General features: G+C 72.6%; 22 protein-coding genes and 2 pseudogenes. 8 read left to right on the forward strand and 16 right to left on the reverse strand.

The window, feature by feature from the left end; all coding sequences use genetic code 11:
- The first annotated feature begins 33 nt into the window (after window positions 1-33).
- Window positions 34-594 carry a TetR/AcrR family transcriptional regulator gene (locus ACFV9M_RS36895; RefSeq protein WP_385074381.1) on the forward strand — a complete coding sequence of 187 codons (561 nt, stop codon included), beginning with the start codon at window positions 34-36 and terminating at the stop codon, window positions 592-594.
- Window positions 595-744: 150 nt separating this feature from the next.
- Here ACFV9M_RS36895 and ACFV9M_RS36900 read toward each other — a convergent pair whose 3' ends face one another.
- The 7 genes from ACFV9M_RS36900 to ACFV9M_RS36930 all read right to left on the reverse strand — a co-directional run bounded on the left by ACFV9M_RS36900 (window position 745) and on the right by ACFV9M_RS36930 (window position 6,778).
- Window positions 745-1,818, reverse strand: a complete 1,074-nt coding sequence (locus tag ACFV9M_RS36900; protein ID WP_385074378.1) for an LLM class flavin-dependent oxidoreductase — start codon at window positions 1,816-1,818, stop codon at window positions 745-747.
- Between the two features lie 14 nt (window positions 1,819-1,832).
- Window positions 1,833-2,696, reverse strand: coding sequence for an ABC transporter substrate-binding protein (locus ACFV9M_RS36905; protein ID WP_385074375.1), 864 nt, complete (start codon window positions 2,694-2,696; stop codon window positions 1,833-1,835).
- A complete protein-coding gene (locus tag ACFV9M_RS36910) occupies window positions 2,697-3,416 on the reverse strand; it encodes an ABC transporter ATP-binding protein (RefSeq protein WP_385074373.1) in 720 nt (239 codons plus the stop codon).
- Entirely contained in the window at window positions 3,413-4,252 is an 840-nt protein-coding gene (locus ACFV9M_RS36915) for an ABC transporter permease (protein WP_385074370.1), read from the reverse strand. Before ACFV9M_RS36915 ends, ACFV9M_RS36910 begins: the two co-directional genes overlap by 4 nt.
- Entirely contained in the window at window positions 4,249-5,250 is a 1,002-nt protein-coding gene (locus ACFV9M_RS36920; RefSeq protein WP_385074368.1) for an NrtA/SsuA/CpmA family ABC transporter substrate-binding protein, read from the reverse strand. The genes ACFV9M_RS36915 and ACFV9M_RS36920 overlap by 4 nt, the downstream gene beginning before the upstream one ends.
- Before the next feature lie 7 nt (window positions 5,251-5,257).
- Window positions 5,258-6,289, reverse strand: a complete 1,032-nt coding sequence (locus tag ACFV9M_RS36925) for an ABC transporter substrate-binding protein (RefSeq protein ID WP_385074367.1) — start codon at window positions 6,287-6,289, stop codon at window positions 5,258-5,260.
- A 345-nt stretch (window positions 6,290-6,634) separates the two neighbouring features.
- A complete protein-coding gene (locus ACFV9M_RS36930) occupies window positions 6,635-6,778 on the reverse strand; it encodes a putative leader peptide (protein WP_385102650.1) in 144 nt (47 codons plus the stop codon).
- 171 nt (window positions 6,779-6,949) lie between these two features.
- Between ACFV9M_RS36930 and ACFV9M_RS36935 the strand changes: the two genes are divergently transcribed.
- On the forward strand, window positions 6,950-7,723 hold the full coding sequence (locus ACFV9M_RS36935) for an IclR family transcriptional regulator (protein WP_385074364.1): 774 nt from the start codon (window positions 6,950-6,952) through the stop codon (window positions 7,721-7,723).
- A gap of 601 nt (window positions 7,724-8,324) precedes the next feature.
- On the opposite strand, the gene ACFV9M_RS36940 is transcribed toward ACFV9M_RS36935, so the two are convergent.
- From ACFV9M_RS36940 to ACFV9M_RS36950, 3 genes and pseudogenes are all read right to left on the reverse strand, one after another.
- On the reverse strand, window positions 8,325-8,705 hold the full coding sequence (locus ACFV9M_RS36940; protein WP_385074362.1) for a VOC family protein: 381 nt from the start codon (window positions 8,703-8,705) through the stop codon (window positions 8,325-8,327).
- Window positions 8,706-8,895: 190 nt separating this feature from the next.
- Entirely contained in the window at window positions 8,896-9,120 is a 225-nt protein-coding gene (locus ACFV9M_RS36945; protein WP_385074360.1) for a hypothetical protein, read from the reverse strand.
- A gap of 81 nt (window positions 9,121-9,201) precedes the next feature.
- A pseudogene (locus ACFV9M_RS36950) lies at window positions 9,202-9,663 on the reverse strand (zinc-binding dehydrogenase); the annotation flags it as partial.
- A gap of 41 nt (window positions 9,664-9,704) precedes the next feature.
- On the opposite strand from ACFV9M_RS36950, the gene ACFV9M_RS36955 reads away from it, so the two are divergent.
- The gene (locus ACFV9M_RS36955; protein ID WP_385074358.1) at window positions 9,705-10,007 is read left to right on the forward strand and encodes a hypothetical protein; all 303 of its coding nucleotides are present in this window, start codon (window positions 9,705-9,707) and stop codon (window positions 10,005-10,007) included.
- Window positions 10,008-10,060: 53 nt separating this feature from the next.
- On the forward strand, window positions 10,061-10,738 hold the full coding sequence (locus ACFV9M_RS36960; RefSeq protein ID WP_385074356.1) for an NAD-dependent epimerase/dehydratase family protein: 678 nt from the start codon (window positions 10,061-10,063) through the stop codon (window positions 10,736-10,738).
- A 141-nt stretch (window positions 10,739-10,879) separates the two neighbouring features.
- Here the strand turns inward: ACFV9M_RS36960 and ACFV9M_RS36965 are convergent.
- Window positions 10,880-10,990 (reverse strand): annotated as a pseudogene (locus ACFV9M_RS36965) (DUF4440 domain-containing protein); the annotation flags it as partial.
- 478 nt (window positions 10,991-11,468) lie between these two features.
- On the opposite strand from ACFV9M_RS36965, the gene ACFV9M_RS36970 reads away from it, so the two are divergent.
- A complete protein-coding gene (locus tag ACFV9M_RS36970) occupies window positions 11,469-12,641 on the forward strand; it encodes a response regulator (protein WP_385074353.1) in 1,173 nt (390 codons plus the stop codon).
- A gap of 121 nt (window positions 12,642-12,762) precedes the next feature.
- Here the strand turns inward: ACFV9M_RS36970 and ACFV9M_RS36975 are convergent, their stop codons facing one another.
- Window positions 12,763-13,986, reverse strand: a complete 1,224-nt coding sequence (locus ACFV9M_RS36975) for an MFS transporter (protein ID WP_385074351.1) — start codon at window positions 13,984-13,986, stop codon at window positions 12,763-12,765.
- Window positions 13,987-14,053: 67 nt separating this feature from the next.
- On the opposite strand from ACFV9M_RS36975, the gene ACFV9M_RS36980 reads away from it, so the two are divergent.
- Together ACFV9M_RS36980 and ACFV9M_RS36985 are read left to right on the forward strand one after the other, a co-directional pair.
- A complete protein-coding gene (locus ACFV9M_RS36980) occupies window positions 14,054-15,040 on the forward strand; it encodes a winged helix-turn-helix domain-containing protein (RefSeq protein WP_385074349.1) in 987 nt (328 codons plus the stop codon).
- Between the two features lie 349 nt (window positions 15,041-15,389).
- Window positions 15,390-16,817: an MFS transporter gene (locus tag ACFV9M_RS36985; RefSeq protein WP_385074347.1), complete on the forward strand. Its 1,428-nt coding sequence runs from the start codon at window positions 15,390-15,392 to the stop codon at window positions 16,815-16,817.
- A gap of 194 nt (window positions 16,818-17,011) precedes the next feature.
- Here ACFV9M_RS36985 and ACFV9M_RS36990 read toward each other — a convergent pair whose 3' ends face one another.
- From ACFV9M_RS36990 to ACFV9M_RS37005, 4 genes are all read right to left on the reverse strand, one after another.
- Window positions 17,012-18,346 (reverse strand): enolase C-terminal domain-like protein, encoded by a 1,335-nt coding sequence (locus ACFV9M_RS36990; protein WP_385074344.1) that lies wholly within the window; start codon window positions 18,344-18,346, stop codon window positions 17,012-17,014.
- A 59-nt stretch (window positions 18,347-18,405) separates the two neighbouring features.
- The gene (locus ACFV9M_RS36995) at window positions 18,406-19,743 is read right to left on the reverse strand and encodes a gluconate:H+ symporter (RefSeq protein WP_385074341.1); all 1,338 of its coding nucleotides are present in this window, start codon (window positions 19,741-19,743) and stop codon (window positions 18,406-18,408) included.
- A gap of 470 nt (window positions 19,744-20,213) precedes the next feature.
- Entirely contained in the window at window positions 20,214-20,489 is a 276-nt protein-coding gene (locus ACFV9M_RS37000; RefSeq protein ID WP_385102653.1) for a hypothetical protein, read from the reverse strand.
- 175 nt (window positions 20,490-20,664) lie between these two features.
- Window positions 20,665-21,540 carry a LysR substrate-binding domain-containing protein gene (locus tag ACFV9M_RS37005; RefSeq protein ID WP_385074339.1) on the reverse strand — a complete coding sequence of 292 codons (876 nt, stop codon included), beginning with the start codon at window positions 21,538-21,540 and terminating at the stop codon, window positions 20,665-20,667.
- A gap of 341 nt (window positions 21,541-21,881) precedes the next feature.
- Between ACFV9M_RS37005 and ACFV9M_RS37010 the strand changes: the two genes are divergently transcribed.
- Window positions 21,882-23,063, forward strand: a complete 1,182-nt coding sequence (locus tag ACFV9M_RS37010) for a mandelate racemase/muconate lactonizing enzyme family protein (protein ID WP_385074337.1) — start codon at window positions 21,882-21,884, stop codon at window positions 23,061-23,063.
- Window positions 23,064-23,194 lie beyond the last annotated feature (131 nt).

Consider the following 23,194-nt stretch of genomic DNA (forward strand, 5'->3'; position numbering starts at 1 on the left):
GCCCCGCCACTTAGCAAGCTCGGAGAGGACGCCATGACCGTCCAGCGCGCGGACGCCCGGCGCAATTACGCGCGGATCCTCGCCGTGGCCGAGGAGGAGGTCGCCGCACACGGCGCCGACGCCTCCCTGGAGCAGATCGCCCGCGTCGCGGGAGTCGGATCGGCGACCGTGCGCCGGCACTTCCCGGGCCGGCGCGCGCTGCTGGAGGCTGTGTTCAGCAAGCGGATCGAGGCCCTGTGCGCTCGCGCCGGGGAGTTGGCCGGGGCGGCCGACGCGCGAGCCGCGCTGCTGGACTGGCTGGGCGCGCTCACCGCGTACGCCGCCTCCGCGCGGGGCATGGCCGATGCGCTGCTCGAGGACGGAGCGGACGACCCGGACCACGTGAACGTCTGCTCGGCACAGCTCACCGGGGCGGCCGATCCGCTGCTGCGCAACGCCGTGCGGGCCGGTGCGGTGGCGCCGGGCGTGACCATCGCCGACCTGATCACGCTGGTCACGGGGATCGCCCTGGCCACGGAGCACCACCCGGACCCCGCCGCGGAGGCACACCGGCTGCTCGGCCTGACGGTGGAGGGGGTCAGCCCCCGGAGGTAGCCCCCGGAAGTAGCCCCCGGAGGTGGACGGGAGGGGGAGAAGTCCAGCCGGCCCACCCCCCGCGGCAGCCGGGGCTGCGGCACACCACCGGAAGCGGCGCCCGGCGGCACGCCTCACGGTCCGGCGCCGGAGCCCGCTCGCCGGCATGCCTCACGGCCTGACACCGAGGGCGGGCAGGACGGTCTCCGCGACCCGGTACGCCTCCTCCAGCAGGGGGTTGCCGGAGAGGATGAAGGTGTCGACGCCCAGATCCTCGTACTCCCTCAGCCGCTCCACCACCTGGGCGGCCGAGCCGACCACCGCCGTGCCCGGCCCCGGGCGGAACAGACTCATGCCCGGCCACAGGTTCGGGTGGGTCTCCAGCTCCCGGGCCCTGGCGGGCACCCGGCCGCCGTGCTGGCGGAACTGCCGCTGCCAGCCGACGCCCTCCTCCCCCGCACGGTCGCCGAGTTGCCGGGCGTAGGTCGCCTCGCTGGTGACGTCGAGCAGCCGGTCGGCCGCCGCCCAGGCCTCGTCCTCGGTGTCGCGGACGATCAGGTGCAAGCGCAGGCCGATGCGCAGGGTGCGGCCGTGCGCCGCCGCCCGCTCGCGCACCCGGTCCAGCTTCTCCTTCAGCAGGTGCGGCGGCTCGCCCCAGGTGAGATAGACATCCACGTGCTGGGCCGCCATCTCGATGCCCGGTTCGGAGGAGCCGCCGAACCACAGCGGCACGTGCGGAGTCTGCGTCGGCTTCAGGTCGCCGAAAGAGGAGCCGGCGCCCTTGAGATCGTAGAACCGGCCCCGGTGGTCGAAGACCTCGCCCGCGGTGAGCCGCTTGACGATGGACCAGTACTCGGCGCTCAGCGCGTACCGCTCGTCGTGCCCGACGTTCAGGCCGTACTCGCGCAGCGTCTTCGTCGAGCCGTTGACGACGTTGAAGCGCAGGCGTCCACCGAAGAGGGTGTCGAACGTGAGTGCCATCTTGGCGAGCAGTGTCGGGGCGATCAGACCGGGGTGGACGGCCAGCAGCGGCTGGAAACGGGGGCTCGTGGCGGCGGCGAGGGCGCTCCCCAGCGGCCAGACGTCGTACAGGTCGGTCGCGAGCAGCGCACCGCTGAAGCCGAGGCGTTCGACCGTGCCGGCGAGCTGCTGGAGATAGCCGAGGTCGACCGGGCGGCGGCCGCCGGGCTCCCAGGGGTAGGCGCCCTCGCGCGGAATGATGTACCAGAGCACTTCCAAGGCCATGGTCGTGTCTCCCCTCAGTCCCTGCGCGCCACGGCGTCGGCGACCGTGACGGGGCCGTCGATGAAGCCGGTGCGGGAGAAGATGTCGGCGGCCTGCTGCTGTTCGGCGAGGAACTCCGCACTGACGTCCTCGATGCGCCAGGGCAGGGCGCGCAGGGCCGTCTCCCAGTCGGCGGCGGTGCCGCCCTGGTGGTCGGCGGCGATCGCGGCGGCCTCGCCCGGATGGGCCTCGGCCCAGGCGTCGGCCCGGCGCAGGGCGCGGACCAGTGCCTCGACGACCTCGGGCCGGTTCTCGGCCAGCTCGCGCCGGGTGAAGAACACCGAGCGGTCGGTGATGACGTCGCCGGTGCGCACGAGCGCCCGGACGCCTCCGGTGCGCAGGGCGGCGGCCAGCTGCGGCCCCTGGGCGACCCAGGCCGCGATGGAGCCGTCGCGCAGCAGCTTCTCACTCTTCTCGCCGCCCCGTTCGGCGGTGATGTCGGTGGCGTACGACAGTCCCGCGTCGTCGAGGGCCTTGGCGACGAGATGGGTCTGCCAGGAGCCGATCGCCAGGTGCACGGTGCCGCCCTCGAGGTCGGCGACCGTGCGCGCGGGGCTGTCCTCGGTGACCAGGAGCGCGCCGTGGTCGGGGCGCGGGGCGGAGACGGCGACGTAGACGATGTCGTGGCCTGCGGCCTGGGCCGTGACGGGCGGGGTCGAGCCGGTACCGCCGAAGTCGATGACGCCCTCGGTCAGCAGCGGCCCGGTGCGCACGCCGTCGGTGTAGGGGTGGAAGACGACCGTCTCCCCCAGCGCGGCCAGTTCCTCGGCGGCGTAGTCGAGGCGCGAGAGGTAGTAGAGGGTGGGGTTGCTGTTGTGGACGCCGATGGTGACAGTCATTCAGTGCGCTCCGGTGTCTTCGGTCGTGGTGGGCGGTACGCCCAGGTCGTTGAGCAGGCGGCGGCGCAGGGCGGCGAAGGACCGGTGGCCCGGGTCGCGGGGGCGGGGCACGTCCACGGGCTCGTCGGTGACGAGCCGGCCGTCGCGCAGGACGCAGACGCGGTCGGCGAGGCGCACGGCCTCGTCCACGTCATGGGTGACGAGCAGGACGGCCGGCCGGTGGGCCCGGCACAGCTCGCCCACCAGGTCCTGCATGCGCAGCCGGGTGAGGGCGTCGAGGGCGGCGAAGGGCTCGTCCAGGAGCAGGAGTTCGGGCTCACGGACCAGGGCGCGGGCGAGGGCCACGCGCTGTGCCTCACCGCCCGAGAGGGTGGCGGGCCAGGCCCGGGCGTGGCCTTCCAGGCCGACCTCCGCCAGGGCCCGGCGGCCCCGTGCGGACTCGGTGCGGGGCAGGGCGACGGTCACGTTGGCCAGCACCCGCTTGGAGGGCACGAGGCGCGGCTCCTGGAAGACGACGGTGCGCGCGCCGGGGACCAGCACCCTGCCCGCGTCGGCACTGTCCAGGGCGCCGAGGATCCTCAGCAGGGTCGTCTTGCCGCTGCCGCTGGCGCCCAGCATGGCGACGAACTCGCCGCGCCCGATGGTGAGATCCAGCCCGTCGAGCACGGCCCGTGGTCCGAACGCCTTGCGCAGCGCGCTGACTTCGACGGCGGTGGTCATCGGCCCGCCCTCCGCCACGGCATCAGCACCCGCTCCAGGAGCCGGACGATCGCGTCGGCCAGCAGCCCGAACAGGCCGTAGACGAGGATGCACACGGCCAGGACGTCCGTGCGGGCGTAGCTCTGCGCCTGGGCCATCAGATAGCCGATGCCCGCGGTGGCGTTGATCTCCTCGGCGGCGATCAGCGCGATCACGCTGAGCGTCATCGACAGCCGGAGCCCGGCCAGCAGCGACGGCAGTGCGCCGGGCAGGACCACCTCACGCACGATCGCGAGCCTGCTCATGCCGAAGCTGCGCATCGCCTCGACCAGTTTCGCGTCGGTGTTGCGGACGCCGCTGGAGGTGGAGACGTACATCGGGAAGGTGGTGGCGACGGCGATCAGCAGGACCTTGGCGATCTCGTTGATGCCGAACCACACCATGAACAGCGGGACCAGGGACAGGAAGGGGATCGTCCGCAGGGTCTGCAGGGAGGAGTCCAGGAGTTCGTCGCCCAGGCGCGTGAATCCGGTGACGACGCCCAGCGTCAGGCCCGTGGCGAGGCCGAGGAGCAGACCGGTGACGGAGCGGGTCAGCGAGGTGGCGAGCGCGTCGGACAGCTGGCCGTTGCCCCACAGCTCGCCGATCGCGCGGACCACGTCGGCCGGCGAGGCGAGCACGTCCGGGGTGAGGACGCCCGTGGCGGAGGCGGCCCACCACAGCACGAGCAGGGCGACCGGTCCCAGGGCCCGGACGGCGAGCGTGATCCGGCGGGGGCGGGGCCGTGGGACGGCGGCCCGGGGCGTCACCAGCCCCGCGCCGGCCGGCGGTGCCGGGATCTCGTGGGTGGCCGTCATGACAGGGTGGTCACGTCGATGAGGTGGGCGGCGATGTCGACCTCGGTGCGGGTGACCTTCTGCTGGGCGTAGAAGCTCGCGACGGCCTTGAACCGGGTGATGTCCGCGTCGGTGATCGGCTCGACGGTGCCGCCCTTGCCGGTGAACTCGACCTGGATGCGCTTGGCCTCTCCGGTGAGGGCCTGGGGCCCGGCGTCGGTGGTGACGTTCAGGTAGGCGGCCGGGTCCTGCTTCTGCTTGACGCTGCCGTCGTGCAGGTACTGGTAGAGCGCCTTGACGACGTCGGGATGCTGCTCGGCGAAGGCGGCGCGCACGGCGGTGAGACTGTAGTTGTCCGATCCGATGGCCTGCCCGTCGGCCAGGAAGTGTGCCTTGCCGGCGCCGAGTTCGGCCACGGAGTACGTCGCCCAGACCGCCCAGGCGTCGACCTTGCCGGCGTTGAAGACGGCGGCCGTCTGGTCGGGCCGCAGGTAGACCCGCTCCACCTCGTCCGCGGCGATGCCCTCCTCGGCGAGCGCCTTCAGCAGCAGGTACTCGCCGGTGCCACCCTGGTTGACGGCGACTTTCCTGCCGACGAGGTCCTTGACGGAGTCGATGCCGGAGCCGTTCTTGACGAGGATGCCCTCGCCGACCGGGTCGGGTGCGGTGGCGGTGAAGAACTTGAAGCGGGGGTTCTGCGACAGCGAGGTGATGCCGGAGGTGATCGAGCCGGTGGCGATGTCGAGCTGGTCGGCGTTGAGGGCCTGCGCCGCCGGGGCGAAGGGGCCGGCGCTGCCGGTCCAGGCGACCTTCGCGTGCACCTCGGCCAGCGCCTCGGCGAGGGAGCCGTCCTTCTTGCCCACCGCGAGCACTCCGGAGTTGCCGGGGTCGGGGATGCGGACGGTGACCGTGGCGGCGGTTCCGGAGCCGGTGTCGGCCTGTGACGTGCCGCAGGCGGTGAGGGTGACGAGGGCGGTGACGGTGGAAAGGGCGGCGGGGAGAAGTCTCGAAAGGCGCATGGCAGTCCTACGTGTCGAGAGAGCGGGACGGGGGCCGGTGGACGGCGAGGCGGAGGCGGGCGCGGCGCAGCGGTTCGGGGTCGGCCCAGGCCCGGACGTCGACGGGTTCGGGCAGGAAGCCGTGGGCACGCAGCGCCGACTCCTGGAGGGCCAGCAGGGAGAGCCGTTCCTCGGAGAGGTCGGGGTGGAGGGTGCGGTGGGTGCCGGGCCGGTAGGCGCCGCGCACGCCCTCCGCGCCGGCACCGGTCTCGGCGCCCAGAATGCGGGCCACCTCCTCCGGCTGCCGCGCCGCCCAGTCGGCGGCGCGCAGCAGCACCGCGAGGAACCGGTCGACGAGGTCGGGGTGCTCGTCGAGCAGCCGCTGGTGGACGGTGATGGGACGCGGGGTTCCGTTGTTCACCCGGTGGATCCGGTCGGGCAGTTCGTCGAGTTCGACCGCCACCTCGGCGCCGGCGCGCCGCGCGGCCTCGACGGCCACGGCGCCCTTGACGTACACCGCGTCGACGTCGCCGCGGGTCAGTGCGGCCAGTTCGGCGGCCCACTGTCCGGTGTGGCCGTCGGCCGGCACGTCGACCGGTTTCACGTCCTCCAGGCCGAGTCCGGCGGAGGCCAGCGCGCCCTCGAAGCCGCGCAGGGCCATGGCCCGCCAGAAGTCGATGGCGACGGGGTGCCGGGGCACGGCCAGTCGCCGTCCGCGCAGGGCGGCGGCGCCGCGCAGGTGCGAGCCGGGCGCGACCAGGACCGCCTGGCGCTCCTCGATCCAGGTCAGACCGATCAGACGGGTCGCCTCGCCCCGCGAACGGGCCCACAGCGCGGGCACGTTGCCGCCCTCGCGGAACAACGCGGGCAGGGTGTGCGTGTAGTGGGTGCCGCGGATCGCGTCGTCCACGTCGGAGGTCGCGTCCTGGAGGGAGCGGACGGCGATCTCGTCCGGTGCGAACTCCTCGGCGAGCCAGCGCCGGTCGGCGGCGATGCCGGTCGCGGTGGGCACCGGACAGCGGGTGAACCACAGGGTTTCGGGCAGGGGTGGGTGCGTCATGGGCTCTTCCCGGGAAGGCTGCTCGCCGCGAAGGCGGCGATGGTGGGAGCGGGCGCAGGGCAGGCGCGGGCCTCGGTGCGGCCGTCGCTTCGGTGCTTGGTGCGGGTGGGGGCGACCGGCCGGGTTCCACCGAGGGCATCCGGCGGGCCGGTGGGTACGCGGGCTGTCGCGCGCGCCGAGGTGCAGGGGCTGTCGCGCGCCGCCGCCGTGCAGGGGCCGGTGACGCGCCGACGTGTACGGGCCGGCGGCGCACCGACGTGTACGGGCCGGCGGCGCACCGACGTGTACGGGCCGGCGGCGCACCCGACGCGGTGGCCGCGAGGGCTGCCGGCGGGCCGGTGCGGATCAGCGACAGACGGCGCTGGCGACGCGGCCCAGGTCGACGTGTCGGCGCGTGGTCAGAAGGGGCGCAGCGGTCCCGCTCATGGCTCCGCCCCTTTCGGTGACCCGCGCCGGACCGGTTCCGGCGGCGTGCACGCAGCCTGACATGCGCCTCCAGCGGGCGGCAAGCTGCTTCCCATGATGTGGGAGTGAGCGTGAACAGGCTGTTTCGACAGGGGGTGAACGCTCATCCGGCTTCCCGTCATGTGGGAATCTCTGGCGCACGGCGTGGCAGGACGGGAAGAGGCACGGCGTGGCAGGACGGGAGGTAGAGGGACGGTGGCACAGACTCCGATAGCGGGGGCACAGGCGGTCCAGCGGGCCCTGGACGTCCTGCACTGCTTCCACGACAACGCTCCGGACCTCAGCGCCTCGGAGATCTCCCGCAGGCTCAGCCTGTCCACGTCGACGGCGCACCGGCTGGCCCGCACCCTCCTGGGTGCCGGTTTCCTCGAGCAGGACGCCCGCACGGCGCGTTACCGGCTCGGACCCGCCGTGACCGAACTCGGCCGTCTGTCGTATCACCAGCGCGGCCTGCACCTGGCCTCGCCCGAACTGACGGACCTGGCCCGGCGCACCGGTGCCACCGCCGACCTGGCGCTGCGCAGCGGGCCGCACGTGGTGATCGTGGCGGGGGGCTCGGTCACGCCGAAGGTGGGGCTGCGCCGCCCGCTGCACTCAACGGCGCTGGGCAAAGTGCTGCTGGCCTGGCCGCGGCCCGGGGAGACCGGCGCGGAGGCGCTGCCGCCGCTGCGGGCCTTCACCGATCGCACCATCGTCGACCGGGAGCGTCTCGCCGTCGAGCTGGATCGGGTGCGCGAGCAGGAGTACGCGCTCAACGACGGCGAGTCGGCCCAGGGGATCCGGACCCTCGCCGTGCCCGTCCTCGACCATCTCGGCTCGGCGCGCTTCGCACTCGCCCTGCGCGGCACACCCCAGCTGCTCACCAGCGACCGCTTCGCCTGGTTCCTCGCCCAGGCGCGCGCCTGCGCACAAGCCCTGGAGATCCTGCTGCTCCCACCGGCACAGCGCAGCAGCACGCTCGGGCCCTGAGCCGGCGACGACCGGCGCACGGCGGCCCGGTCGGTCGCGCCTTCCGTCAGGGCGTGACTATCCGAGCGTGCGCCGCCGTGCGATGCGGCGGCGTCGCGGCAGGCCGTGGCCGAGGTGTGGGGTCCGAGGACGCGGTCCGGCTCCGGCACACCGCGGTGGGGCGGGCGGTGGCATTCCGGTCCGTCGGCCTCGCCGATCGGCGGGGCGGAGGGGGTCACGCGCCCGCGCGCCGTCGTACAGAGCGCGGGCGTGCCGTACTCCGCGACCGTGTCGCACGCCGCTGACGCGTTCGTCAGGCGTCCAGGTCCAGGGCGGACCAGAGCTCCCGCTCCACGTCCGTCATGGGTACGCGCGCGAGACACTCCGGGTGGCCCGGTGGCAGCCGACCGTCCGGCCCCGGCGTGCGCTCCGTCTCCTCGCCCTCCTTGCCGCGGGCCGGCGGCTCCGGCAGTGGAAGTCCCCCCAGGAGGGGGTTCTTCTTGGTCGACGAACCCTGCGCCGGAGACCTCGTCTACTACCTACTTCACGATCGCGACACGCCGTCACACCGGACTTCGGGGCAGAGCCCAGGTACCTGGTGGCGAGGCGTGGCCGATCAGCGTCAGAGTGGGTCGATGCGGGCCTTGAGCAGGCAGAACTCATTGCCTTCGGGGTCGGCCAGCACATGCCACTGCTCCTCCCCCGTCTGGCCGATGTCGGCCGGGCGCGCACCGAGCTTCAGAAGGCGTTCGAGTTCGGCGTCCTGATCGCGGTCGGTGGCGTTGACGTCGATGTGCAGCCGGGATTTCCCCTTCTCCGGCTCATCCCTGCGACTGAGGATGATCGTCGGCTGCGGACCACCGAACCCTTCGCGCGGCCCGATCTCCAGAGTTCCGTCGTCCTCGCGATCGAGCACGACGAAGTCCAGGACCTCGCACCAGAACCGCGCCAGCAGCTCAGGGTCGCGGCAACCGAGGACGAGCTCACTGATCCGACATGCCATGACGAAACCTGCCTTCAGCCTGGGAACTGCCGGGGAGTCCACACGCGAACCTCATGGGCTCCCGTCAGTGAGAACAATCCCGCGACTGTACCGGAGGAGGCGAGCACGGACGAGAGACTTCCGGGCCGCCCGTGTCCGTTCGGGTGCGTTCACCTGGGATGTCCGAACCGGCGGCCTGAGGTTACGCCGACTACACCTCGCCGGTGGCGAACAGTTCCAGGTGCCCGCACTTGGGGCAGCGGAACGCCTCGATCTGCCGCCGGAGCCGGCCCATCCGCTTGGCGCCGCCGAGGATCCCCCGCTCCAACGCGCCTTCGATCCAGCGCGCGTACCCGCGCGAATGCTCGCCGGCGTCCTCGATGAAACCCTCCATCAGACCGACGGTGCCGCAATGGGTGCACGTGTAGTTGTTCATGCGGTGAGTGTAGGAAGTGGTGCGGGCGCACAGGGGTGCCGGGCCGCGTCCAGAGGTGGCGGGCCGGTGGTGGGGGCTGGATCAGGGGCGGATGAGGACCTTCAGGGCCTCGCGGTCGTTCATGGCCCGGTAGCCGTCGGCGATTTCCTCCAGGCCGAGGGTACGGTCGAAGACGCGGCCGGGGCTGATGGAGCCGTCGAGGATGTACGGCATGAGGTCTCCGATGTAGGCGCGGGCCGGGGCGACGCCGCCGGTGAGGGTGATGTCGCGCATGAAGTCGGCGAACCCGAAGGGCACGTCGGCGAACCGGGGTGCGCCGACCCGGCTGATCGTGCCGCCGTCGCGGACCACGCCGAAGCTCTGCACGATCGCGTCCTTCAGGCCCACGCACTCCAGCACCTTGCGGGTGCCCTCGCCACCGGTCAGCTCCTTGACGCGGGCGATGCCCTCCTCGCCGCGTTCGGCGATCACGTCCGTGGCGCCGAAGTCGCGGCCCAGGTCGGTGCGCGCGGTGTGGCGTCCCATGAGGACGATCCGCTCCGCCCTGAAGCTGCTGCTGGAGACCGGTAGACGGCCTTGGCGTTGTGGCTGAGCAAGCCGTAGAAGCCGCCGATGTGCCGGGCGCGTTCCTTCTGCGCAAGGGCGCGGACCTGTTCCTGCCCCTGTTCGCCCAGAGCTCGGCCATGGGCGCGCTGCCCACCCTGCGGGCCGCCACCGACCCGGCCGTGTCCGGCGGCGAGTACTACGGCCCCGGCAGGATGGGAGGCACGCGGGGTTACCCCCGGGCGGTGTCCTCCAGCGCCAAGTCCCGTGACGCTGCTCTTCAGCAGCGCCTTTGGGGGGTGTCCGAGCAGCTCACCGACGTCAGGTTCCACTTCCCCGCCTGAGCCGCCGCACGGCGACCTGGCGGAATGGGCCGTACGAACAGAACAGGATCACTGTGCGCATCATCGTCTTCGGCGCCACCGGCATGGTGGGCCAGGGAGTGCTGGAAGCCTGCCTGCGTGACGAGGAGGTCACCGACGTCCTCGTCATCGGCCGCACGCCCACCGGCCGCGTCCACCCCAAGCTCCGCGAACTCCACCATGAGGACTTCACCGACTTCGGGGACGTCCAGGACCAACTCGCCGGCTACAACGCCTGCTTCTACTGCCTGGGAACCTCCGCCGCCGGCATGAAGGAGCCCGCCTACCGGGTGGTCTCCTACGACTTCCCGCTGGCCGCGGCCCGCGCCCTGCTGGCCGCCGGCCCCCACCCGGCCTTCTGCTACGTCTCGGGGGCGGGCACCGACGGCACGGGCAGGACCCGCATGATGTGGGCGCGGGTGAAGGGCGAGACGGAGAACGCCCTGCTGGAGCTGGACCCGCGGTCGTTGATGTTCCGCCCCGCGTTCATCACGCCGCTGCCCGGCACGAAGGCGAAGACGAAGTCCTACGTCCTGCTCTACCGGGTGGTCACCCCTCTCCATCCGGTGCTGCGGCGCCTCATGCCGCGCTACGTCACCACCAGCCTCCTGCTGGGACAGGCCATGCTCCAGGCCACCCGCGGCGGCGCACCCCGCCGCGTCCTGGAAACCGCCGACATCAACGCCCTCGCAGCCGCCCTGCCATCGACGTGACCCGCCGGCCCAGCGCAACCCTGGACCCGTCCGCGCCCCCGCCGGGAACCCTGCTGCGGAGCCTGCCCCACTCCGCAGCCGGCCGGGCCCCACACCGCTCCGTCCGCTTTGGGACCGGGCGCCTCGCTGATCCCGGGGAGGTCAGCCGGTGGGCAGGACGAACTCGGGCTGGTCGAGCAGACGCAGCCAGCTTCCGTCCGGCTGGCGCCGGACGACCTGCGCCCGGGCGCCGGTCCCACGCCTCCGTGAGGTCTGCGCGGGGGAGCCCACGTTGCGCGCAACACACTGGCAACGGTTGGTGCGAGAGGGCTCACGTGACCTCGGGAAACGTCGCGTTGCCCGGTCACGTCGCCGCATGCAACACCGCAGTACGGGTGTTGCTTCGCGGATTTCGGTACGCAACAGGTTCGCGGCACTCCATTCTGTGTGTCACCCCGAGGGCAATCCGCCGCGCGGGTGATGGGCTCCCCTCGCCGCTCGGCCAGGGGCCGAGTGGATGGACACCGTATGGAACAGCCGTTGTTGACGACCAGAGGAGCGCTCGTTCTGCTGCTCGCGGCGCTCAGCGGGGGTGTCGCGGCAGCACTGTCCTGGACGGGGGGTGAGGGGCCTTCCCGCAGTGTGCTCGCGGGTCTCGCCGCGGCCGGACTGGCTGCCTCGCTCTTCAACCGGTTGATCGTGAGCGACGGAGCGCGCGGCGCCGCGTCTCGCAGGCCGGAAGGAGAGGAGCGTGGGTGAGCTGAGGCCGCTCGGGAGTGACCTTCCCGAAGCGACGCGTGCTCTGGCCCAGGCCCTCCGGGAGTTGTTCGAGGGGCTGGGAATCTCGGTGCGCCGGTACGCGGCGCGCCGGCAGTGGGACCCCGGCACGCTTTCCCGGTACCTCAACGGCACCCGGCTGCCTCCGTGGAAGATCGTCAGGGAGCTGTTGGCCGACCTCGGTGAGCACCGGGGGACGGCCGTGACGCCCGAGGCCGTCGAGCTCGTCCGGGAGTTGTACCGGGCCGCGATCGATGCCGGCTCTTCGCAGCACCACGCGATGGAGGTCCTCGAGGAGCAGCTGGCCGACGCCGACCGCCGGTCCCGGCGTTCCAGCGTTCAGGGAGATGTCCTGGGCGACGCTCTGCTGGAGCGGACGAACCGTATCCACGACCTGGAGGTGCGGCTCTCGCAGTTGGAGGCGGACTGGAAGGCGGAGCGGGGACGTGCGGATGAACTGGCAGCCGCTCATCCCGATGTCACCCAGCTGCTCGAGGAACGTGACGTGCTGCAACGGCAGGTCACCCGACTCGGTGAGGAACTGCAAAGCACGAGGGAGGAGAGGGCTGCCGCCGAAGAGCGCTGCCAGCTGCTGGAGCGTCAGCTCGACGCTCTCGAACGTCCCACGGTGCTCCCGGCTGTGCCGGACGCGGGCATGCCCAAGATTCTCGTCGTGGACGACCAGCCCGACAACCTGCTGGCCATCACCGCCGTGCTCGGCACGCTGGATCAGGATCTCGTCACGGTCTCGTCCGGACGGGAGGCGCTGAAAGCCCTCCTGGACGACGACGACTTCGCCGTCATCATCATGGACGTGCAGATGCCCGACATGGACGGCTACGAGACGGCCGCCCAGATCAAGCGCCGCCACCGCAACCGTGACGTTCCCATCATCTTCCTCACCGCCATGGGCGCGGATCCGGTCCACGCCAGTCAGGGTTACCTCGTCGGTGGCGTGGACTACATCACCAAGCCCTTCGACCCGTGGGCCCTGAGGGCCAAGGTCGCGGTCTTCACCCAGATCCACATCGAGCGGCACATGGCTCCCAGGATGCCCGTCCGCGGCACCTCACCCCAGCAAGGCGGCAGGCAGGAGAACCGACCCGGGCTCCGCCAGGACGCGGCTCCTTCCGATCGGTCCTCGTGACCCGGCAGCCCTCGCCACCGGAGCGCCGCTCCGCCACGGCCACCGTGTCCCGGGCCGAGCGCGGCAGCTTGCCGCGGCGCTCCCGTGGCCCCGGTACCGGTGGGCGGCGGTCCGACTCAGGTCACTGGTCTGTGGCGGCGGGTTCCGGCAGGACGCCCGGTCGCGTACCGGGGACGGCCGGCCGTCGTGCCTCGTGCCTGCCCAGTGCCGCGAGGGTCAGGGACACGGTGACCGATCCGGCCGCCATCAGCGTCATCGCCGTGGCCGGGGAGGTCAGTTGGGCCAGCGTGCCCGCGAGGGCCGCGCCGATGCCCTGAAGGGCGGCCATGCCGGTGGCGTGCAGGCCCAGGGCCTGGCCCGCGAGGTCGTCGGGGGTGAGGGACATCAGGCGTTCCTGAAGGACCAGGCTCGCGGCAAAGCCGACGGAGGCGACGGTGACGGCCACGGCCGACAGCGCCACCCCCGGCCGCAGGACGAAGAACAGGTACGGAGCCGCCAGCAGCAGGCGCAGCGGGGTCGCGAGACGGGGGCGCACCGCGGGCGGTACCAGGCGGCCCACCGCCAGGTCGCCGGCGAACATGCCCAGCGCCCCGCACGCGTACAGCGTGCCGGCGGCTCCGGGGGCGTAGGAGACGTAGAGCGAATCGCCGCCGACCACCGAGCCGTTGGGGACCCACAGGCCCAGGTACGTCAGGCGGCGGGGGCGTGAGGACCACAGGAGGGCGTTGGTGCGCCAGGTCGCCGAGACGGACGGGCGGCCGGCCGAGCGCGGTGGGCGGGCCGTGAGGCCCAGGCGGGTGACGAGGGCCGACATCAGGTACAGCGCCGCCGCGAGGAGCAGGCAGGTCCGCGGGGACAGGAGCGCCAGCAGTGCGCCGCCCGTCGCGAAACCGGCCACCTGCACCAGGCCCCAGAGCATGTTGTACGCCGAACGGCCCAGGACGTAGCCGTCCTTGGGCAGGATCTCGTTCAGCAGCCCGCCGCGCACTCCCCCGCCCAGCGACGCGACCAGGCCCTGGAGGAGTACGACGGCGAAGACCGCCCGCACCGGCAGACCGGGCAGCGCCAGCACCGCCGTGCCGGCCGCGAAGGCGAGGGCGAGGCCGGACAGGATCACGCGCGGGGGCAGGCGGTCGGCGGCCGAGAGCAGGAGCGCGGCCCCCAGCAACTGCGCCAGCTGCGGGCCGAACATGCTCACCGCCGACAGGAACGGGGAGCCGGTGGCCCGGAAGACCAGCGTGCCGAGGGCCAGGCCGCCGATCGTCTGGGCCGCGGCGAAAGCGGCGAAGGAGAGCAGGAACGGGGTGAACTCCCTGGTGCGGAACAGGGTTCGGTAGCTGCGCATGCGTCGAAGTCTCGGAGCGGCCCGGGGCCGTGTTTATTGTTTCGCCGACACACGAAAGGTCGTACGCATGGGCTTGTGGCAGATCGGCACCGACACCCTCGCGCGCAGCCGGTTCGTGCTCTCGCCGTTCGCGGAGACCTTCGCGAGCCTGAAACTGCTGCACGCGGGGACCGGCGCCCACCCCGGCGAGGAGGACTGGCTGCGCGCGCACCTGCCCGGCTACCGCGCGCGCCTCGCGGCCGACCCGGTGGCCGCGCCGCTCGTGCGGGCGGCACTCGGCACGTCGTGGATCGCCGACTTCTTCTGCCCCACCTCGTGCGTCGGGGAGAGCTTCGAGGAGACCGTGGCCCGGGTGCGGGCGGCCGGGGCCGGGCAGGCACGGGCCGACCTTCGCGTGTCCCTCCGGGGCCCGCTCCCCGCCGCCCTGGAGCGGGACGACCTGCCCGAGCGGGCGACCGCCCTCCTGACCTGGGTCTGGGAGGACACCGTTCGGCCGTACTGGGAGCGTCGGCGGCGCATCCTGGAGGCCGACGTGGTCGCGCGGACCGCGCGGGTGAACCAGGGCGGCTGGGCGGCCGTGCTGGACTCGCTGCGGCCGGGGACGACGCGGTGGCTCGGGGAGAGCCGGATCCAGGTCAACCTGAACGCGTATCCGCCACGGGAGATCGCCGCCGGGGCCGAACTGCTGTTCATGCCGGTCACGCCGAGGACCAGTTGGGTGTCGTGGGAGGGACGGGAGCGGTACGCCGTCGTCTACCCGTGTCTCGGGGTGCTGGCCGAGGACCACCGGCGGCGCCCCGTCCCGGCCGGGCTCGGGGCGCTCATCGGGTCCGCGCGGGCCGGATTGCTGGCGCTGCTCGGGACCCCCATGAGCACGACCCAGCTGGTCGCCGTGACGGGGCAGGGGCTGGGGTCGGTGGGCCGGCATCTGCGGGTGCTGCTGGGCGCGGGGCTGGTGGAGCGGCGGCGGGCCGGACGGTCGGTGCTGTACGTCCGGACGGCGGCCGGAGAGGTGCTCATGGAGGCGTCGGGGGCCGGGACCGGGGACCGGTAGCCGGGACCGGGGACCGATAGCCGGTAGCCGGAATCGGGGACCGGTAGCCGGGACCGGGGACCCCGTCGGCCGGCTCGGCGTCGACACCCTCGGCACGCTCCGGATCGGCCGCGGTGCGGGGCGCGGACGGTGTCGGTGAGTGCCTCCCCGGGCCGCGAGTTCGGGGTCGGTGGTGTCCCCGGTGTACTCGCCGGCGTGCGTGACGCGGGTGCCGGGCGGGCGGCGCGGCCCCGTTCCCCCGCCGGGGACGATGCGCGCAGCCCGGTTGCCGCACTGTGCAGCAGATGTCACTTATCGTGACTTTCTGGTGCAGTTCCTCCGGGGACGGGGACGGGATGGAGTGGAGGCCGTGGCGTTCGCGGAGTCAGCCGGTGGCGGTGAGTCCCTGCCCTCCCCCGGGCCGGCCCCGGAGTCCGAGCGACGGTCCTCGGCGCCGCTGCTGGCGGTGTGCGCCGGGTATTTCATGGTGATCCTGGACGTGACGGTCATCAACGTCGCCGTGCCGGTGGTCGGCAGGGAGCTGTCGGCCTCGCTCACCGGAATCCAGTGGATCACCGACGGGTACACGCTGGTCTTCGCCGGCTTCCTGCTGACCGGTGGCGCACTGGGCGACCGGCTCGGCAACCGTCGCGTCTTCTGCTGGGGCGTGGCGGTGTTCACCGTGTCCTCGGCCGCGTGCGCGCTGGCGCCGAGTGCCGCCTTCCTGGTGGCGGCCCGGCTGGTGGAAGGGCTCGGCGCGGCGCTGATCGTGCCGGGTTCCCTGGCCCTGCTCCAGCAGGCCTACCCGGCGCCGGCCGCGCGTTCCCGGGCCTTCGGGATGTGGGGTTCGATGGCCGGCATCGCGGCCTCCGCCGGGCCGCTGCTGGGCGGTCTGCTCGTGTCCACGGTGGGCTGGCGCTGGGTCTTCCTCATCAACCTGCCCGCCGGTGCGGCCTGTCTGGTGCTGACGCTGCGGCATGTGGCCCGCTCGCCCCGGCGCGCCGCCCGGGCCCTGGACTGGCCGGCGCAGTGCGCGGTCGTGGCAGCGGTGGCGCTGCTGACCTCGGCACTCAACGAGGCCGGACGGCGAGGCTGGTCCGATCCGGCCGTTCTCGCCGGGGCGGGCCTGGCCGTACTGGCCGCGGCGGCGTTCGCGGTGCGCGAGCGGACCGCGCGCTCTCCCGTCCTTCCGCTGAGCATGCTGCGCTCTCGTTCGATGGGCGGCGGAGCCGTCATCGGCCTGCTGTTCAACTTCGGCTTCTACGGCATGGTCTTCACCGCCAGCCTGGAGTTCCAGCACCAGCGCGGCTTCAGTGCCCTCGGCACCGGGCTGGCCCTCTTCCCGGCGGTGGCGATGACCATGTTCGCCTCCCTGCTGTCCGGGCGGCTGACCCGCCGCACCGGCGACCGTCCGCTGGTGGTCTCCGGCATGCTCCTGGCTTCCCTGGGGCTGGCCGGCTGGGCCGCGGCAGGAGCCGAACCCGCCTACCCGCTGCTGGTGGCCCCGATGATGGCCGCGGGGTTCGGTACCTCCTTCGCCCTCACCGGCTCGACCGCCACCGTGATGGGTGCCGCACCCGCGGCCTACTCGGGAGCCGCCTCCGCCCTGTTCAACACCACCCGCCAGATCGGCAGCGCCACCGGCGTGGCGCTCGGCGGCAGCCTGCTCGCCACAGCCACCGACTACAGCACCGGGCTGCGCACCAGCATGGCCATCGGCGCACTCGCCTACCTGACCGCCGCGGGCCTCGCCTGGCTGTGCGTACCGGCCGGGCCCGCCGGGCCGGAGAAGGGGTGAGGCCTGGCCAGGCGCCTGGCCACCGGTGCGCCGGACGGCGGCGACACGTACGGCGTCCCGGTCGGCCGGCACCGCTGTGCACCGCGCCCACGCGGCCCGCACCCGAGGACCCGTTCCCCCGCCGAGCGCGCCCGCCGGAGCCGGTCCGCCGCGGCTCGGAGCCGGGCGGACCGCGACGGCACGGGGCAATACAGCTAGCGCACCAGGCAGGGCCGCTTGGCGTCGAACTCCCAGCCGGGAACCAGGTACTGCATACCGGTGGCGTCGTCCCGGGCCCCCAGCGCCTTGGCCTGGTACAGCTCATGTGCGGCGAGGAGGCGGTCCATGTCGAGCTGGACGCCGAGCCCCGGGGCGTCGGGCACGGCGATCTCGCCGTCGACGATGCGGGGCGGGGCGACGGTGAGCCGCTCCAGGCCCTCCTGCCATATCCAGTGCGTGTCCAGGGCGTTGTACGCGCCGGGCGCCGCGGCCCCGCAGTGCGTGACCATGGCCAGGGAGATGTCGAAGTGGTTGTTGGAGTGGCAGCCCCAGGTCAGGCCCATCGCGTTGCACAGCTGCGCCACGCGCACGGAGCCCTGCATGGTCCAGAAATGCGGGTCGGCCAGCGGGATGGAGACCGACTGGAGGGCCAGTGCGTGGGTCAGCTGCCGCCAGTCGGTCGCGATCATGTTGGTCGCGGTGGGCAGACCGGTCGCGCGGCGGAACTCGGCGAGGACCTCCCGCCCGGAGTAGCCGCCTTCGGCCCCGCAGGGGTCCTCGGCGTAGGCGAGCGTCCCGACCAGCGGCTCGCAGAGCTCGATGGCCTCGCGCAGCGACCAGGCGCCGTTGGGGTCGAGGGTGATCCGGGCCTCGGGGAAGCGTTCCTTCAGCGCCAGGATCGCCTTGACCTCCTCGGCGCCGTCCAGGACGCCGCCCTTCAGCTTGAAGTCGCGGAAGCCGTACAGGTCGTAGGTGGCCTCGGCCTGGCGGACGATCGCCTCGGGGGTCAGGGCCTCCTCGTGCCGGATCCGGTACCAGTCGACGTCCGCGTCGTGTTCGCGGACGTACTCCAGGTCCGTGCGGCCCGGGTCGCCGACGTAGAAGAGGTAGCCCAGCACGCGGACCGAGTCACGCTGCCGGCCGTCCCCGAGGAGCGCGGCGACCGGCACGTCCAGGTGCTGGCCCAGGAGGTCCAGCAGCGCGGACTCGACGGCGGTGACGGCGTGGACGGTGGTCCGCAGGTCGAAGGTCTGCGCGCCGCGTCCGCCGGAGTCGCGGTCGGCGAAACGGTCCCCGATCTCCCGCAGGACCCGCTTGTAGTCGCCGACTTTCGCGCCGACCACGAGGGACTCGGCGTCGCGCAGGGTCTGCGTGATCTTCTCTCCGCCGGGCACCTCACCGAGGCCCGTGCGGCCCTCGGAGTCCGTCAGAACGACGATGTTGCGCGTGAAGTAAGGGCCGTGCGCACCGGAGAGGTTCAGTTCCATGCAGTCGCGGCCCGCCACGGGATAGACGGAGAACGCGGTGACGGTCGGCTGGCTCGTGCTCATGCTGGTTTCGAGTTCCTTGTGTACGGGGGTGGGACCTGGGGTGTGAACAATGCCGAGGGTCACAGGCCGAGGACGCCGATGGTGTAGTCGGCGGCCAGGACGCCGCCCAGACCGAGGACCGACAGCACCGTGGTGTAGCTCGTGCGGACCTTGATGGCCTGGAGGACCGAGAGGTTGAAGTACTCCTTGAACAGCCAGAACCCGGGGTCGTTGACGTGCGAGAAGGCGATGGAGCCGCAGGAGACGGCGAGCACCATCATCTCGGGGCTCACGCCGCTGCCGGCGAGCAGGGGCAGCACCACGCCGGAGGCCGTGACGACGGCGACCGTCGCCGAGCCGAGCGCCACCCGGAGGATGACCGCGATGAGCCAGGCGAGGATGAGCGGGGAGATGGACCAGCCGTCGGTGACGTCCTTGATGTAGTCGGAGATGCCTCCCTCGACGAGGACGTTCTTGAAGGCGCCGCCGGCGCCGATCACCAGCAGGATCATCGCCATCGCCTGGACCGCGGAGCCGCAGGAGGAGCTGACGTCCGACAGGCTCCGGCCGATCCTCGGCCCGAACGCCCAGATCGCCAGGAGCAGCGTCAGCAGGAGCGCGATCGGCGCCGAGCCGATGAACGCGACGGTGTGCAGCACCGGGCTCTCACCGGGGACGGCCATGTCGGTCACCGCGGCGCCGGCGATCAGGACGACGGGGAAGAGGGCGACGAACAGCGACCAGCCCAGGCCGGGCATCTCCTCGTCGGTGAACTCGCGCTCGCTGACCAGGCCCTTGGGGATGGACGGGGTCATGGCCTTGATGAACGGCAGGCGCGGCCAGAGCAGCGCGATGAAGGCGCCGGCCGGGACCGCGATGAACAGGCCGTAGAACAGCGTCAGCCCGACGGAGGCGTGGAAGGTCGCGGCGACGGCGGTGGGGCCGGGGTGCGGGGGCAGGAAGCTGTGCATGGTCGACAGGGCGATCGACATCGGCAGCCCGACCCAGAGCAGGTTCGCCCTGGTGACCCGGACCAAGGTGAACGCGATGGGCACGATGATGATGAAGGCGACCTCGTAGAACATCGTCACGCCGATGAGCATGGAGGTGACGACCATCGCTACCTGGACCCAGCGCGGGCCGAAGGCGTCGAGGAGCTTGCCTGCTATGCGCTGGGCGGCGCCGGAGTCCCCCATGACGCGGCCGACCATGGCACCGAGCCCGATGGTGAGCATCGTGTCACCGATCTGGCCCCCGATGCCCTCCGAGAGGACGTCCGGGATCTCCATCACCGGTATCCCCTGCACCACGGCGACACCGACCGCCACCAGCAGGAGCGCCGCGAAGCCGTTCAGCTTCAGCCGGGTCATGAGGAGTAGCAGAACCAGAACGCTGATTCCGACTACGAGAAGTGGCATGTCAGCTCCCCTTTGAACTGTGGTTGAGCAGCCGGTGCCGGGACGGCACGGGAACGCGGCCCGGCTGGGATGCGGGGTGGGGTGGGGCGGGGCGGGCGACCGCACGCGGTACGGCGGTGGCGTCGCGCCGGGGCGGTGGGCGCGGCGGCGAGGGGCGGGCCGCAGGGCGGCCGGCGGGGCGGGCGGTGCGAACGGTGCGGACGGCGGCTCGGACCGCTCCGACTTCGGGTGGGGCGGGACGCCTGTCGTCTTCCCGGGCCGCCGCACCGGCTCGGGATCGGAGCCGGTCCCTCGGCCGTCCTCCTCGCCACCGTGCGGTCTGCACGGATCGCACGGTCGGTGCGGTGGGCGGGCACGGTCTGCACGGTCGGTGCCTCGGGCACGGTCGGTGCGTCGGGCGCGGTCCGCGCGGTCCGCGCGGTCTGCGCGGTCTGCGCGGTCTGCGCGGTCTGCGCGGTCTGCGGCGACGGCTACCGGCTCGTGGGCCGGCCGTCGGCCGCCGAGCGGGAGACCGGTGAGCGGGAGGCCAGTGAGTGGGAGGCCGGTGAGCGGGAGGCCGGTGCGGCCGAAGCGGTCCGGGGGCGGGCCGCTCGGTGGCGCGCCGGGGACACCGGAGGGGCGATCGCCCGGCGCGGTCCGCCGTGGGGTCGCAGCACCTGGCCGAAACCGTCGCCCGAGCCGGGCCGTGCCGGGGGCGGCTCGGGGCCGGCGGTCGCCGGCTCGTCCTGCCGGCCGAGAACCGTCATGGTCAATCTCCTAGACCCGGGGGATACGGCAGCGGTGCCGCGTGCGGTCCGAGCCACCGAACCGGTGGCTGAGTTGACCGTAGAGATGGTTCCGATTCACGTCTATGTCGAATTTTGTTGCTTGCGATACCTTCCCTGTATGACAGTCATGTGACATGAGCGTGCCGGGCGGATGTCACAAGTGGGGCAGCAGCGCGTCCAGAGCCGGATTGTCGTTGTTTTTGCGCCAAACGAAGTTCAGTTCGACCGGATGCGGGTCCGACAGATCCACGGGCCGGAAGACGATCCCGCCGTAGCGCATCTGTGCGGCGGCCTCGGGGACGAGAGCGATGCCCCAGCCGCCGTTGACCAGGGCCAGGATGCTGTGGACCTGGGTGAGGTACTGGGTGAAGACGGGCCGGACGTCCGCCGCCCGGAAGATGCTGACCAGCAGTTCGTGGAAGTAGCGGGCCTCGATGGGCGAGTACATCAGGAAGTCCTCGCCCGCGAGGTCCTCGACCCGCATCGGCCCCGCCCCGGCGGCCAGCGGATGCTGCACGGGCAGGGCCGCCAGCAGCCCCTCCCGTACGGCCGGGCGCGAGGCCAGGTCCGCTCCGGTGGCCGAGGGCCGGATCAGCCCGAGGTCGAGCGAACCCTCGCCGAGCGCTTTGAGCTGGTCTCTGGTGACGAGTTCCTGCAACAGGATCTCCACCCCCGGCAGCGCCGACCGCGCGGTCTGCAGAAGGCCGCCGAGGGCGGAGTAGGCGCTGGCGGCCGTGAACCCGACGGCGATCGCCCCCGCCTCACCGGTGGAGACCCGGCGCACGGCGAGGGTGGCGTGCTCGGACTGGCGCAGGATGCGGCGGGCCTCGACCAGGAAGGCCCGGCCGGCGGGGGTGAGCCGCACCGTGCGGTTGGTGCGGTCCAGCAGGTGCACCCGCAGTTCGCTCTCCAGCAGTTGGATCTGCCGGCTCAGCGGCGGCTGCGTCATGTTCAGCCGCTCCGCAGCACGGGTGAAGTGCAGTTCTTCGGCGACGGCCACAAAGCTCGTCAGCTGGGCAAGGGTGAACATTGATGCTCTCCAGGTATCGCGACATCCAAAATCTATGTTGGACGTGAATCATTGGCGACCGTAGCGTCTGATCTCGACAGACGGCGACCCCCGCCCGCGCCTCGGCCGCACCCCGCGTGGAGGAGGCCGTAGCGCACTTGGAGCACGCACCCCATGGTTCAGCCTCACCGAGATCGTCGAGGCGCCTCCCGGACCGTTCTCCCCCGTACACATGTGAGGCGCCGTCTGTCCGGCCCCGACAGCCGCCGCACCCTGCCCGCCCATGCTCCCGTGGGAGACGCGGTGCCGAGCCCGGCCGCGGTCGGGCCCCGCACCGATCGCCTCAACCCCAGGGACTCGAAGTGGTGAGCACGATGAACACGACGCCGCAGGCCGCGCACGCCGAAGGCGAGGCGACGCTCGACCGGATCGCCTGGCTGCGCCTGTCCTCAGTGACCCTCCCGCTGGCCACCCCGATCAGTGACGCGAAGGTCTTCACCGGCCGGCAGAAGCCGATGACCGAGGTGGCGTTCCTCTTCGTGGAGCTCGCGACCGAGCAGGGGCACGAGGGCGTCGGCTTCAGCTACTCCAAGCGGGCCGGCGGTCCCGGCCAGTTCGCCCACGCCAAGGAGATCGCCGAGAACCTGATCGGCGAGGACCCCAGCGACATCGGGAAGATCTGGACCAAGCTGGTGTGGGCCGGCGCCTCCGTGGGCCGCAGCGGTCTCGCCACCCAGGCGATCGCCGCCTTCGACGTCGCCCTGTGGGACCTCAAGGCCAAGCGCGCCGGCCTGCCGCTGGCCAAGCTGCTGGGCGCCCACCGCGACTCGGTGCGCTGCTACAACACCTCCGGCGGCTTCCTGCACACCCCGACCGAGCAGGTCCTCGACAACGCCACCGCCTCCCTGGCCAGCGGCATCGGCGGGATCAAGATCAAGGTCGGGCACCCCGACGGCAAGTACGACCTGGCCCGCCTCACCGCGGTGCGCGAGCACATCGGTGACGACGTGCCGCTCATGGTCGACGCCAACCAGCAGTGGGACCGGCCCACCGCCCAGCGCATGGGCCGCGCGCTGGAGAAGTTCGGCCTGGTCTGGATCGAGGAGCCCCTCGACGCCTACGACGCCCAGGGCCACGCCGCGCTCGCCGCCTCCCTCGACACCCCCGTCGCCACCGGCGAGATGCTCGCCAGCGTCGCCGAGCACGTCGAGCTGATCCGCCACGGCGCCGCGGACGTCATCCAGCCCGACGCCCCGCGCATCGGCGGCATCACCCAGTTCCTCAAGCTCGCCGCCCTCGCCGAGCACCACCAGCTCCAGCTCGCGCCCCACTTCGCCATGGAGATCCACCTCCACCTGGCCGCCGCCTACCCGATCGAGCCGTGGGTGGAGCACTTCGACTGGCTGGAGCCCCTGTTCAACGAGCGCCTGGAGATCCGCGACGGCCGCATGCACGTCTCCTCCCGGCCCGGCCTCGGCTTCACCCTCAGCGACCAGGCCCGCGCCTGGACCGTCGCCGAGCACGAGGCCGGCACCCGCCCCTGACGCACCCCTCTCCGCCGGCCGCCCACCATCCGCCGCGGCGGCCACCCCCCGGTCCCGGGCGCGGCGCGAGCTCTCCGGGCAGCCGCGCTGCCCCCGCCGGCGCCGCGCGCGCGGCCGCGGGCGGGGGGCGG

Origin of the sequence: Streptomyces sp. NPDC059895 (assembly GCF_042731035.1) — a bacterium.
GTDB lineage: Bacteria > Actinomycetota > Actinomycetes > Streptomycetales > Streptomycetaceae > Streptomyces.

Bases quoted from the DNA above. Each gene is read 5' to 3' on its own strand.
- ACFV9M_RS36895 (WP_385074381.1), top strand. From the start codon at position 34: ATGACCGTCCAGCGCGCGGACGCCCGGCGCAATTACGCGCGGATCCTC.
- ACFV9M_RS36900 (WP_385074378.1), bottom strand. From the start codon at position 1,818: ATGGCCTTGGAAGTGCTCTGGTACATCATTCCGCGCGAGGGCGCCTAC.
- ACFV9M_RS36905 (WP_385074375.1), bottom strand. From the start codon at position 2,696: ATGACTGTCACCATCGGCGTCCACAACAGCAACCCCACCCTCTACTAC.
- ACFV9M_RS36910 (WP_385074373.1), bottom strand. From the start codon at position 3,416: ATGACCACCGCCGTCGAAGTCAGCGCGCTGCGCAAGGCGTTCGGACCA.
- ACFV9M_RS36915 (WP_385074370.1), bottom strand. From the start codon at position 4,252: ATGACGGCCACCCACGAGATCCCGGCACCGCCGGCCGGCGCGGGGCTG.
- ACFV9M_RS36920 (WP_385074368.1), bottom strand. From the start codon at position 5,250: ATGCGCCTTTCGAGACTTCTCCCCGCCGCCCTTTCCACCGTCACCGCC.
- ACFV9M_RS36925 (WP_385074367.1), bottom strand. From the start codon at position 6,289: ATGACGCACCCACCCCTGCCCGAAACCCTGTGGTTCACCCGCTGTCCG.
- ACFV9M_RS36930 (WP_385102650.1), bottom strand. From the start codon at position 6,778: ATGTCAGGCTGCGTGCACGCCGCCGGAACCGGTCCGGCGCGGGTCACC.
- ACFV9M_RS36940 (WP_385074362.1), bottom strand. From the start codon at position 8,705: ATGGCATGTCGGATCAGTGAGCTCGTCCTCGGTTGCCGCGACCCTGAG.
- ACFV9M_RS36945 (WP_385074360.1), bottom strand. From the start codon at position 9,120: ATGAACAACTACACGTGCACCCATTGCGGCACCGTCGGTCTGATGGAG.
- ACFV9M_RS36975 (WP_385074351.1), bottom strand. From the start codon at position 13,986: ATGCGCAGCTACCGAACCCTGTTCCGCACCAGGGAGTTCACCCCGTTC.
- ACFV9M_RS36980 (WP_385074349.1), top strand. From the start codon at position 14,054: ATGGGCTTGTGGCAGATCGGCACCGACACCCTCGCGCGCAGCCGGTTC.
- ACFV9M_RS36990 (WP_385074344.1), bottom strand. From the start codon at position 18,346: ATGAGCACGAGCCAGCCGACCGTCACCGCGTTCTCCGTCTATCCCGTG.
- ACFV9M_RS36995 (WP_385074341.1), bottom strand. From the start codon at position 19,743: ATGCCACTTCTCGTAGTCGGAATCAGCGTTCTGGTTCTGCTACTCCTC.
- ACFV9M_RS37000 (WP_385102653.1), bottom strand. From the start codon at position 20,489: ATGACGGTTCTCGGCCGGCAGGACGAGCCGGCGACCGCCGGCCCCGAG.
- ACFV9M_RS37005 (WP_385074339.1), bottom strand. From the start codon at position 21,540: ATGTTCACCCTTGCCCAGCTGACGAGCTTTGTGGCCGTCGCCGAAGAA.